The sequence below is a fragment of the Campylobacter sp. 2352 PW genome, assembly GCF_024723575.1.
GTDB lineage: Bacteria > Campylobacterota > Campylobacteria > Campylobacterales > Campylobacteraceae > Campylobacter_D.
Map to the genome: position 1 here is coordinate 1 of NZ_JANQCX010000012.1, position 11,302 is coordinate 11,302.

At 31.3% G+C, this 11,302-nt stretch carries 11 protein-coding genes and 1 pseudogene; 6 read left to right on the top strand and 6 right to left on the bottom strand.

The features are described 5' to 3' along the window. A pseudogene (locus CAMP5121_RS06565) lies at nucleotides 1-269 on the top strand (thioredoxin fold domain-containing protein); the annotation flags it as partial. Next, on the top strand, nucleotides 256-783 hold the full coding sequence (locus tag CAMP5121_RS06570; RefSeq protein ID WP_263702261.1) for a hypothetical protein: 528 nt from the start codon (nucleotides 256-258) through the stop codon (nucleotides 781-783). The pseudogene CAMP5121_RS06565 and the gene CAMP5121_RS06570, both read left to right, overlap by 14 nt. Before the next feature lie 22 nt (nucleotides 784-805). Here the strand turns inward: CAMP5121_RS06570 and gdhA are convergent, their stop codons facing one another. The 4 genes from gdhA to gltX all read right to left on the bottom strand — a co-directional run bounded on the left by gdhA (nucleotide 806) and on the right by gltX (nucleotide 5,725). Continuing rightward, entirely contained in the window at nucleotides 806-2,173 is a 1,368-nt protein-coding gene (gdhA, locus tag CAMP5121_RS06575) for an NADP-specific glutamate dehydrogenase (RefSeq protein WP_337215141.1), read from the bottom strand. A gap of 12 nt (nucleotides 2,174-2,185) precedes the next feature. Beyond that, nucleotides 2,186-2,851, bottom strand: a complete 666-nt coding sequence (locus CAMP5121_RS06580; RefSeq protein WP_337215142.1) for an MqnA/MqnD/SBP family protein — start codon at nucleotides 2,849-2,851, stop codon at nucleotides 2,186-2,188. Nucleotides 2,852-3,098: 247 nt separating this feature from the next. Then, entirely contained in the window at nucleotides 3,099-4,334 is a 1,236-nt protein-coding gene (locus CAMP5121_RS06585; RefSeq protein ID WP_337215143.1) for a malic enzyme-like NAD(P)-binding protein, read from the bottom strand. Continuing rightward, on the bottom strand, nucleotides 4,334-5,725 hold the full coding sequence (gene gltX / locus CAMP5121_RS06590) for a glutamate--tRNA ligase (RefSeq protein WP_337215144.1): 1,392 nt from the start codon (nucleotides 5,723-5,725) through the stop codon (nucleotides 4,334-4,336). Before gltX ends, CAMP5121_RS06585 begins: the two co-directional genes overlap by 1 nt. Before the next feature lie 64 nt (nucleotides 5,726-5,789). Here gltX and CAMP5121_RS06595 point away from each other — a divergent pair, with 64 nt between their 5' ends. After that, nucleotides 5,790-6,617: a peptidyl-prolyl cis-trans isomerase gene (locus CAMP5121_RS06595; protein ID WP_337215145.1), complete on the top strand. Its 828-nt coding sequence runs from the start codon at nucleotides 5,790-5,792 to the stop codon at nucleotides 6,615-6,617. A 21-nt stretch (nucleotides 6,618-6,638) separates the two neighbouring features. Here the strand turns inward: CAMP5121_RS06595 and CAMP5121_RS06600 are convergent, their stop codons facing one another. Beyond that, nucleotides 6,639-7,970: an acetyl-CoA carboxylase biotin carboxylase subunit gene (locus tag CAMP5121_RS06600; protein WP_263679068.1), complete on the bottom strand. Its 1,332-nt coding sequence runs from the start codon at nucleotides 7,968-7,970 to the stop codon at nucleotides 6,639-6,641. Nucleotide 7,971: 1 nt separating this feature from the next. After that, nucleotides 7,972-8,421, bottom strand: a complete 450-nt coding sequence (gene accB / locus CAMP5121_RS06605) for an acetyl-CoA carboxylase biotin carboxyl carrier protein (RefSeq protein WP_337215146.1) — start codon at nucleotides 8,419-8,421, stop codon at nucleotides 7,972-7,974. Nucleotides 8,422-8,552: 131 nt separating this feature from the next. Between accB and dcd the strand changes: the two genes are divergently transcribed. The 3 genes from dcd to pseC are packed head-to-tail and all read left to right on the top strand — an operon-like array spanning nucleotide 8,553 to nucleotide 11,298. Beyond that, a complete protein-coding gene (gene dcd, locus CAMP5121_RS06610; protein WP_012661997.1) occupies nucleotides 8,553-9,113 on the top strand; it encodes a dCTP deaminase in 561 nt (186 codons plus the stop codon). 50 nt (nucleotides 9,114-9,163) lie between these two features. Further along, nucleotides 9,164-10,171, top strand: a complete 1,008-nt coding sequence (gene pseB, locus CAMP5121_RS06615; RefSeq protein WP_263679066.1) for a UDP-N-acetylglucosamine 4,6-dehydratase (inverting) — start codon at nucleotides 9,164-9,166, stop codon at nucleotides 10,169-10,171. Next, complete coding sequence (pseC, locus tag CAMP5121_RS06620; protein WP_337215147.1) at nucleotides 10,168-11,298, top strand: UDP-4-amino-4,6-dideoxy-N-acetyl-beta-L-altrosamine transaminase; 1,131 nt, start codon at nucleotides 10,168-10,170, stop codon at nucleotides 11,296-11,298. Before pseB ends, pseC begins: the two co-directional genes overlap by 4 nt. The last annotated feature ends 4 nt before the right edge of the window (nucleotides 11,299-11,302 follow it).

The following is an 11,302-nucleotide window of genomic DNA, read 5'->3' on the forward strand; positions in this document are numbered from 1 at the left end:
AAACACTAAAAACTCATCAAGTTAAATTTATCTTAACTCCTATCCATGATACAAGCGCATTTGAAAAATCTGCATTAATCTATAAAGAAAGTAAAAATGCTAAAGACGATGCACAAAAAATTGCTATCATGAAAAAATACTATGATAAAAATTTAAAAGATTATAAAAAACCTAGTGAAGCTGAAGTTAAAGCAGTAAGAGAAACTTTTGCAAAATACTCTAAACTTGGTCTTCGCGCCGTACCAACCATAATCGATGCTCAAAAATAATCTTTTCTTGCTTGCGCTTGCACTATTTTTAAGTGCTTGCACAGGCCCTATGCAAACTTTTATCCAAACAAATAATGAGGGTATTTTCCTACATGCTAATAAAAATCAAAGTTTTTCTTTACACATCAATAATCCTTCAAAATTAAACACAAATTTAGAGGCCAAACTCGCTCAAAAATTACAAAATTTGGGATTGGTTTTAGATAATACTCAAAGTGATTATAAAATTTATATCAATATAGTAGATTTTAAGAAATTTTCTTACGCACAAAGACTAATTGCTTCTAATGCGAGATTTTTTTATAATGACTTTGATAAAATAGATAATGTTTTTGAAATGGAAGTAGAAAATTACTATCTTTTGCAAGTTAATTTACAAATTAGTTCCAAAAACTCTACTCAAAGCACCTCACTTTTAGCAAGAACTGCTTATCTTGGCAATATAGATAGAGCCAAAGAATCTTTAGAAGAAAAAATCGCTAATCAAATAACAAGCTTTTTTTATATGCATTAAAGATGGCATTTAAGCCATCTTTTTAAATATAACCATGATCAATCATCGCATCAGCTACTTTTTTAAAGCCTGCTATGTTTGAACCTACTACTAAATTTCCTTCATGATTATAAGCTTTTGCACACTCGTATGAATTTTCAAAAATATTTTTCATAATCTTATGCAATTTTGCATCAACTTCATCAAAACTCCATTGACACATACTTGCATTTTGTTGCATTTCAAGTTGAGAAGTCGCTACCCCGCCTGCATTTGCAGCCTTAGCTGGAGCAAATAAAAAGTCTTTTTGATTTAACATAAAATCAATCGCTTCAAGTGTGCTTGGCATATTAGCTCCCTCTGCTACCATACGACAACCATTATGATATAAAGTTTTAATATCTTCTAAATTTAACTCATTTTGCGTAGCACTTGGAAAAGCTATATCACAAGGTATACTCCATACCCCATTGCAACCTTGTTTATACGCACTTTTTGGAGTAAAAATAGCACCTTTTTTAAGCACTGCATAATCACTCACCCTAGCTCTTTTTACTTCTTTAATTTCTTTTAATAAATCTAAATCTATCCCATCTTTATCATAAACAAATCCATCGCTATCGCTTATTGTGATTGCTTTTGCACCAAGTTGATGTAATTTTTCTATGGTATAAATTGCCACATTTCCACTACCTGAGACTGCACACTCTTTTCCTTCTAATGCATTGTTATATTTTGCTAGCATTTCTTGGGTAAAATACACGCAACCATATCCTATTGCTTCTGTTCTTGCTAAACTTCCACCCCATGGAATTTTCTTTCCCGTTAAAGTTCCATCAAAATTAGAGCTAATTTTCTTATAAGCTCCAAACATATATCCAATTTCCCTAGCACCAACCCCTATATCACCAGCTGGAACATCAGTGCTTGCTCCTATGATTTTTGAAAGCTCGGCCATAAAAGCTTGACAAAAACGCATAATTTCTGCTTCACTTTTACCTTTAGGATCAAAATTTGCTCCACCTTTAGCACCGCCTATCATCAAACCTGTTAAAGAATTTTTGAAAATTTGCTCAAAACCTAAAAATTTTAAAACATCCAAATTCACACTAGGATGAAATCTAAGTCCACCTTTATAAGGACCTAAACTAGAGTTAAACTGCACTCTATAGCCAAAATGTGTTTGAGCTTTACCTGCATCATTGATATATACAACTCTAAATATAGTTGTTTTTTCAGGCATTACAATACGCTCTAATATTGCATGATCTTGGTAGGTTTTATTAGATTCGAGTAAAGGTTCTAAAGAATTTAATACCTCAGTTGCTGCTTGAAAAAATATAGGTTGTCTTGGGGAAATTGTTTGAATTTTTTCTAAAGTTTCATTGATATATTGTTTAGCCATACTCATAAATTGTCCTTTTTATAGTATCTTGCTGTTTGTTTTAGCTAAAAATTTTTTTAGCGCCATTTGCTCCTTTGTTCCTATTTTGTAATAAATTAGCTTTAAGTATGCGCTAATTTCCTTTTGAGAAAGATTTCTTGATTTAGAATAATCTAGCAAAATATATTGTGGAATGAAAATTTTACTTTTGGTGAAATTTTTCATCATTTTTTTATAAATAGAAAAATTTTTAACACAAGAAAAGCGTGCAAAAACAAAAGGTAATTTGGTCTTTTCATACCATAATTCACACAAATCAATATAATCTTTTGGATTTTGCAAATAAAGTTTTAAAGCCTTATCACCGATGATAACCTCCCCTTTTTGCTTTAAAACTTTTGCAAGAGCATTAGAAGTTGCAGAACTTGCATCTTCTTTGCTTTGAGAATGTTTTTTTACTAAAACGCTTTTTACCTTTTTGCTTGCGCAAATTCCCACATTTAAGGTTTTGTATTTTTTTCTACGACTTTCAATACTTGAAATAATCGCTGCATCAATGCGTCTAAAATACAAATGGCGATTTAGCTTACTAGGAACCCCTTTTTTGTATTCTGTAGTTTGCTTAACATAGCTAGAAAAAGCTGTTTTTTTAAGATAGATATGCAAAGGGAGTAAATTAAGATAATCTATCTTTCCAAAAACCATCTTAGCCTTTCTATGATTAAGTATTAGTATCCTATAAAAAAATATCTTAAATATAAATTAATTTAATTAAAAATATAATCAATACTAAAATTTATATCAAAATTTAACATTTATTGTAAAAATTATTTTGCAATCTTAGATTATTAAGTAAAAAATTAAAATAATAGAAAAGTCAAATTGAAAGATTGAAAATAAAAATTAAGTTTTATTCAAAAAAATATTTTAAATAAAACTTAATCTATAAAAACTATTGTAAGCTTGCTAGATATTTTTGATAGTCAAATTCTTTTACCAAAGCCACTCCATCTTCAACTGCAGCTTTTGCCACAGCAGCACTAACTACAGCTTTTACCCTGCTATCAAATGGTTTTGGTATAACATAATCTCTACCAAAGCTAAGCTCTTCTACTCCATAAGCTTGTTTTACCTCATCAGTTACTTCAAGCTTAGCTAAATCAGCCAAAGCTTTAGCAGCAGCTACTTTCATATTTTCAGTGATTTTAGTCGCTTTTACATCTAAGGCTCCTCTAAAAATAAAAGGAAAACCTAAAACATTGTTAATTTGATTTGGATAATCACTTCTACCTGTTCCAACTATAGCATCATTTCTAACCCTTTTAACATCTTCAGGCATTACTTCAGGCACAGGATTAGCTAGTGCAAAAATCACAGGATCTTTAGCCATACTTAAAATCATCTCATCATCTAAAATCTTAGGTGCACTCAAACCCAAAAACACATCAGCATCTTTTAAAGCCTCTCTTAAAGTGCTATCTTTGGTATCGCTTACAAATTCTAGTTTGTATTTATTTAAATCATCTCTTTGAGTATTAATCACACCCTTACTATCTACTAAAACGATATTTTTAACCCCCAAATTTCTATACATTCTAGCACTTGCAATACCCGCTGCACCCGCACCACTTACTACTACTTTAATATCTTCAAATTTTTTACCACTAATTTCCATAGCATTCATTAATCCTGCTGTAGAAATGATCGCAGTACCATGTTGATCATCATGCATTACTGGAATTCCAAGATCTTGCAAAGCAGCTTCTATTTCAAAGCATTTTGGTGCTGAAATATCTTCTAAATTAATTCCTCCAAAAGTAGGTGCTATAGCTTTACAAAAGGTAACAATCTCATCTACACTATGAGCATTAATTTCTAAATCATAAGCATTAACATTAGCAAATTTTTTAAACAAACAAGCCTTTCCTTCCATCACAGGCTTACTTGCGCTTGCTCCTATATTGCCAAGTCCCAAAACCGCACTACCATCACTTACTATGGCAACTAAATTAGCTTTATTGGTGTATTTATAAGCCAAAGTTTCATCTTTTGCTATCTCAACACAAGGTTCAGCAACCCCCGGAGAATAAGCTAAAGATAAATCATGCGCACTATCCATAGGCTTTCTAGCAACAATATCTACTTTACCCCCTAAGTGGTATTCTAAAGCCTCTTCTTTTAAATTCATTATTTCCCCTTCATGTAAGTTAGTAAATTTTCTATTCTAAGCTTAGCTTTTTGCACTCCTAAAAATTCTAATACTTCAAATATACTAGGACTTACCGAGCTTCCAGTAAGTGCAATGCGTATGGCTTGAGCTAGATCTTTTAACTTAAGATTATTTTCTTCTAAGAATTGATTAGTTAATTCTTCAAATTCGCAAGCATTTTTTTGCTCATTTAAAACCATAGCGTATTTTTCCAAATAAGTTAAATTTGTTACATTAAGAAATTTATCTACAGCCTTTTGATCGTATTCTTTTGGGTCATTTAGTAACACTTTAGCCCCACTAATAATATCATGTAAGGTTTTAGCTCTCTCTCTTAACATATCCAGTAAAAATCCCGCTTTTTCATACTGACTTAAATCAAATCCTAAATCTTTTAATTGTCTATTGATTTCTTCAAAAGGTAAAGTTTTAATATAATGAGCATTAAGCCATTCTAGCTTTTTAAAATTATAACAAGAAGCACTTTTATTAATATGATTTGGATCAAAAAGCTCTTGCATACTTTCTAAAGAAAAAATTTCATCATCGCCATGACTCCAACCAAGACGCACTAAGAAATTTAGCAAGGCTTGAGGTAAAATCCCCATATTTTTATACTCCATCACATCAGTTGCCCCATGACGCTTAGAAAGTTTTTTACCATCTTCACCATGTATCATAGCCACATGATAAAATTTAGGAATTTTAAAGCCTAGTGCCTCATAAAGAACGATTTGTTTTGGGGTATTTGATAAATGATCATCCCCTCTTATAACATCACTCACACCCATTAGTGCATCATCAATTACAACAGTTAAATTATAAATTGGGCTACCATCGCTTCTTGCAATTACAAAATCATCTAAAATATCTTCAGCCTTAAAACTAACCTCGCCTTTAATACCATCTATAAATTTAATCTCTCCACTTTGTGGTGCTTTTATACGCACCACAGGCTCAATACCACTTGGGGGAGTTCCTTTAAAATCTCTATATCTACCATCGTATTTTGGGCGCTCTTTGGCTGCTTCTTGCTTAGCTCTTAACTCATCAAGCTCTTCTTTGCTCATATAACAATAATAAGCCTTACCCTCATCTAATAATTTTTGAATGCATTTTTTGTAAATATCAAATCTTTGAGATTGATACTCAATCGTCCCATCATAATCAAGCCCACACCATTTAAATGCTTCTATAATAGCTTGTGTAGCTTCTTGTGAATTTCTTTTTAAATCCGTATCTTCAATACGCAATAAAAATTTACCCTTATTTTTTCTCGCATAAAGATAATTATATAAAGCCGTTCTAAGCCCTCCTATGTGCAAATATCCTGTTGGAGAAGGAGCAAAACGCGTTGTGATTTCTTGCATATTTTTACCTTTTTTAAATTTTTATTGTTATAATGCTATATTTACACTTAAATAAAGGTTTTATATGAGAAAATTTTTAATATCTTGTTGTTTTGCTGCAAATATTTTATATGCTCAAACCCTTGGTGGCGTAGCAATGGTAGTAGAAAATCAACCTATTACTCTTTATGATATAGAACAAACCATGAAAGAATTAAAAACTGACGATAAACAAAAAGCTATAGCATTTTTAGTAGATGATAAAGTTCAACAAAGTGAAGCTAAAAAGTTAGGAATTTATGTAAGTACTTTTGAACTTAATGAAAAATTAGCCCAAATAGCAAAAGGCAATAAAACCGACATTAATGGTTTGCAATCAAAGATAGAAAAAGATGGTTTAAGTTTTGAAGTTTTTAAAAATAAAGTTAGAAAAGATCTTGAAAGAGAAAAGCTTTATAGAAGCATAATGCAAAATGCAAAAATCAATATTGATGATGAAACACTAAAACATTTTTATGAAAGTAACCTTGATAAATTTAGCACTTTTTCAAATATAGACTTAGTTGTTTATAATTCTACTAATCCTGAACTTTTACAACAGCTTGCACAAAATCCTATGTATAAAAATTCTCAAATTAAATCAAAAGCCATTAGTTTAAACGCAGCTAGTTTAGATCCAAGATTACTTGCTTTATTAAACAATACAAAAATAGGAGAATTTACTCCGGTATTAAATGGTGAAAATGCTTATATAATATATTTTGTAAAAGAAAAATATGGTAAAAATCCTATTGAATTTGACTTAATCAAAGATCAAGTTAGCAATATCTATACTCTAACTCAAAAAGAACAAGCCTTAAAAAATCATCTTGATAAAATAAGAGCAAATGCTCATATAGAAGAATTAAGATAGGTTTAAAAAACCTATCTTAAATTAATGTCTTGAAAGATAATTTGTATCATAATTATTATTGATAAAATCTGCATTATCCATCATTGCTAAATGAAAATCTTTTGTTGTTTTAATCCCACCTACAATAAGCTCTTGCAAGGCTATTTTCATTTTAGAAATAGCTGTGTTCCTATCTTCTCCCCAAACAACTAATTTTCCAATCATAGAATCATAATAAGGAGGTACGCTATAATCTTGATAACAATGACTTTCCATTCTTACATTGCGTCCTGCTGGAGCTACATATTTTGTGATTTTACCTGGGCAAGGTAAGAAAGTTTTGGAATCTTCAGCAGTGATTCTACATTCTATAGAATGGCCTTTAAGTTTAATTTCTTCTTGCTTTGGTAAAGGATACCCTTCTGCTACTTTAATCATAAGCTCGATAATATCTACCCCACTTACCATCTCACTCACACAATGCTCAACTTGCAAGCGCGTATTCATCTCGATAAAATAAAAATCTAAATTTTTATCCACTAAAAACTCAAAAGTTCCCGCACCCTCATAATCAATAGCCTTAGCAGCTTTAACTGCTGTTTCATGGAGTCTTTTTCTTGTTTTTTCATCTAGTAAAATTGCAGGAGATTCTTCTATAAGCTTTTGATGGCGTCTTTGCATAGAGCAATCTCTCTCACCCAAATGTATCACGTTACCAAAGCTATCTCCTATGATTTGCACTTCTATATGGCGTGGGTTTTGGATGTATTTTTCCATATACATAGTTCCATCACCAAAAGCACTCATCGCTTCACTTTCTGCTGACCAATAAGCTTTTTCTAAATCTTTTTCATCTTCAACTACACGCATACCACGACCACCGCCACCTGCTGCTGCCTTTAAAATCACAGGATAGCCTATTTCTTTAGCAAGTTTTTTTGCTGCTTCAACCCCACCCAAAGCTCCATCGCTTCCTGGGATTACAGGCACACCTGCTCTTTGCATTACTTGTTTTGCTTTACTTTTATCACTCATTAGTGCCATAGCAGCAACTGAAGGACCTATGAATTTGATATTATGCTTTGCACAAATTTCAACAAAATTTTGATTTTCACTTAAAAATCCATACCCTGGAAAAATCGCATCCGCTTCGCTAATTTCAGCCGCACTAATAATAGCTGGGATATTTAAATAACTTTCTGAACTTCTAGCATTTCCTATACAAATACTCGCATCAGCATATTTTAAATACAAAGCATCTTTATCTGCAGTAGAATACACACAAATTGCTTTTTTTCCCATTTCTTTTACAGTTCTTAAAGCTCTTAATGCAATTTCTCCACGATTTGCTATTAAAACTTTTTTAATTTCCATTTTATAATTTCTCCACCACAAATAAAGGCATGCCAAATTCTACAGGCTGACCATCTGCAACTAATACTTCTACTATCCTACAATCATATTCAGCTTCGATTTCATTCATGATTTTCATCGCTTCAATAATTGCTATAGTACTTCCTTTTTTAATAGTTTGTCCTGCTTTAGCAAAAGGTGCTGCACCTGGGCTTGGAGCTTGATAAAAAGTACCTACCATAGGGCTATTGATAGTTGGTTTATTAGAAGAGTTTGAGCTTGCTTTGGTCTCATTAACTACATTTACATTAATTGGCTGTGGAGCTGGAGCAACAGGAGTTGGAGCTGGTAATTCACAACATAAATCTTTTTCTAGTTCTATTTCAAATCCATCTTGTTCTTTTATTTTAATCTTGCTTATACTTGATTCTGCAAAAAGTTGCATTAGTTCTTTGATTTCTTCTTTTGTCATATATTCTCCTTAATTTATAAGACTTAATTTATAATTATATATAAAAATACTAAAAATAACTTCAATTATTTATTTTTTACTTTTATTTTAAGATATAATTTAAAAATTCACTTTAATTATAAAGGACAAAAATGGGCTTAAAAGCAGATAATTGGATCAAAAAAATGGCATTAGAGCACAATATGATAGAGCCATTTTGTGAAGCAAATATAGGTAAAGGTATAGTTAGTTATGGGCTTTCAAGCTATGGATATGATATAAGAGTTGGAAGAGAATTTAAAATTTTTACCAATGTAAATTCCACTGTTGTAGATCCTAAAAATTTTGTAGAAGAAAATGTAGTAGATTTTGTAGGAGATGTATGTATAGTACCTGCAAATTCTTTCGCGCTTGCTAGAACGGTTGAGTATTTTAAAATGCCAAATGATGTTTTAGCTATTTGCCTTGGTAAAAGTACTTATGCAAGATGTGGTATTATAGTGAATGTAACTCCTTTTGAGCCAGGTTTTGAAGGACATATCACTATAGAAATTTCAAACACAACCCCACTACCTGCTAAAATTTATGCTAATGAAGGTATAGCTCAAGTTTTGTTTTTACAAGGAGATGAGCCTTGTGATGTAACATATGCTGATAAAAAAGGTAAATATCAAGCTCAAACAGGTATAACTTTACCAAGAATTTTAAAATAATTTTATTTTCAGCCGATATAAAAACTTAGTCAAGTAATAGGAAAATATATATGTTTAATGGAAAAAGCATTTTAATCACCGGTGGTACAGGAAGTTTTGGAAAAACTTATACTAAAACTTTACTTCAAAAATACAAACCTAAAAAAATCATCATTTATTCACGCGATGAACTCAAGCAATTTGAAATGGCAAGAGAATTTAATGATAATTGCATGCGTTATTTTATAGGTGATGTAAGAGATAAAGAAAGATTAAATATAGCGATGAAGGATGTTGATTTTGTCATCCATGCAGCTGCTATGAAACATGTACCAATTGCAGAATATAATCCAATGGAATGTATAAAAACTAATATCCATGGAGCGCAAAATGTAATCGATGCGTGTTTGGAAAATAATGTAGAAAAATGTATCGCTCTTTCAACCGATAAAGCATGCAATCCTATTAATTTATACGGAGCTACAAAGCTTGCAAGTGATAAGCTTTTTGTAGCAGCAAATAACATCGCAGGAAATTCTCATACCAAATTTAGCGTTACAAGATATGGTAATGTAGTAGGCTCAAGAGGCTCTGTTATACCATTTTTTAAAAAACTAATCAATGAAGGCGCTAAAGAGCTTCCTATCACAGATGAGAGAATGACAAGATTTTGGATATCTTTAGAAGATGGGGTTAATTTCGTGCTGAATAATTTTGCTTATATGCATGGAGGGGAAATTTTCGTGCCAAAAATTCCTTCTATGAAAATCGTTGATTTAGCTAAAACTATGGCTCCTAATTTAGCTCATAAAATCATAGGTATAAGAGCAGGTGAAAAACTACATGAAATTATGATTTCAAGTGATGATAGTCATTTAACTTATGAATTTGAAAATTATTATGCCATTAGCCCAAGTATCCAATTTAATAATATTAATGTTGATTTTAGTATAAATGCAAAAGGACAAAAAGGTAAAAAAGTTTCTAATGGCTTTTCTTATAGCTCAGATAATAATCCATCATGGATTAGCCAAGAAGAGCTTTTAAATATAATAAATCATACAGAGCTTGAAAAATGATAACTTATTCTCATCAAAATATCGACGAACAAGACATACAAGTAGTTTGTGAGGCTTTAAAGGATGATTTTTTAACCGGTGGAAAAAAGGTTGAAGAATTTGAACAAGCCCTTTGTGAATATGTAGGTGTAAAATATGCTTGTGTGTTAAATTCAGCCACTTCTGCTTTACACCTTGCATATTTGTCTTTAAATGTAAAAGAAAAAATTGTTTTAACAACCCCCATTAGCTTTGCTGCAACTGCAAATGCTGCTTTAATGGCAGATGCTAGAGTGGAGTTTATAGATGTAAAAAGTGATGGAAATATTGATGAGAAAAAACTTGCTTTAAGATTAAATCAAGATAGCTCTAATATAGGGGCAATTTGCGTGGTTGATTTTGCGGGAAATAGCGTAGAAATGGATGAAATCTTAGCCTTAACTAAACAATATAATATCCCATTAATAGATGATGCAAGTCATGCTCTAGGTGCTACTTATAAAGATCAAAAAGTAGGCTCTATGGCCGATTTGAGCATATTTTCTTTTCATCCGGTTAAACCTATCACAACCTTTGAGGGTGGCGCAGTCGTTAGCAATGATGAGGAATTAATCTCAAAAATCAAGCTTTTAAGAAGTCATGGCATAGTCAAAAAAAGACTTTGGGATAGCGATATGATTGAACTAGGCTATAATTATCGTTTAAGTGATGTAGCTTGTGCTTTGGGCATAAATCAACTAAAAAAACTTGATAATATGCTAGAAAAAAGAGAAGTCATCACAAGTTTTTATGATAAAGAATTTGAAAAAAATCCTTATTTTAGCACTATAAAAATCAAAGATTATAAAAAAAGCTCAAGGCATTTATACCCTATTTTGCTTTTTCCTGAGTTTTATTGCCAAAAAGAGATTATTTTTGAAAAATTATTAAATTTAGGTATAGGTGTGCAAGTGCATTATAAACCTACTTATGAATTTAGTTTTTATAAAAACTTATATGGAAATTTATTTTTAGAAAATGCGGATAATTTTTATAAAGCTGAACTTAGCATACCTGCTCATCAAGAAATGAGTCTAAAAGAAGCGCAATTTATTAAAGATAGTTTATTTAAGATTTTAGAAGAAACTAAAAAGGCTTGTTGTGAGTAAAAGT

What these genes read in the sequence shown, in the direction of transcription:
- gdhA (WP_337215141.1), bottom strand. Translation starts at nt 2,173, where the DNA reads ATGAGTATGGCTAAACAATATATCAATGAAACTTTAGAAAAAATTCAA.
- pseB (WP_263679066.1), top strand. Translation starts at nt 9,164, where the DNA reads ATGTTTAATGGAAAAAGCATTTTAATCACCGGTGGTACAGGAAGTTTT.
- CAMP5121_RS06600 (WP_263679068.1), bottom strand. Translation starts at nt 7,970, where the DNA reads ATGGAAATTAAAAAAGTTTTAATAGCAAATCGTGGAGAAATTGCATTA.
- CAMP5121_RS06595 (WP_337215145.1), top strand. Translation starts at nt 5,790, where the DNA reads ATGAGAAAATTTTTAATATCTTGTTGTTTTGCTGCAAATATTTTATAT.
- pseC (WP_337215147.1), top strand. Translation starts at nt 10,168, where the DNA reads ATGATAACTTATTCTCATCAAAATATCGACGAACAAGACATACAAGTA.
- dcd (WP_012661997.1), top strand. Translation starts at nt 8,553, where the DNA reads ATGGGCTTAAAAGCAGATAATTGGATCAAAAAAATGGCATTAGAGCAC.
- accB (WP_337215146.1), bottom strand. Translation starts at nt 8,421, where the DNA reads ATGACAAAAGAAGAAATCAAAGAACTAATGCAACTTTTTGCAGAATCA.
- CAMP5121_RS06580 (WP_337215142.1), bottom strand. Translation starts at nt 2,851, where the DNA reads ATGGTTTTTGGAAAGATAGATTATCTTAATTTACTCCCTTTGCATATC.
- gltX (WP_337215144.1), bottom strand. Translation starts at nt 5,725, where the DNA reads ATGCAAGAAATCACAACGCGTTTTGCTCCTTCTCCAACAGGATATTTG.
- CAMP5121_RS06585 (WP_337215143.1), bottom strand. Translation starts at nt 4,334, where the DNA reads ATGAATTTAAAAGAAGAGGCTTTAGAATACCACTTAGGGGGTAAAGTA.
- CAMP5121_RS06570 (WP_263702261.1), top strand. Translation starts at nt 256, where the DNA reads ATGCTCAAAAATAATCTTTTCTTGCTTGCGCTTGCACTATTTTTAAGT.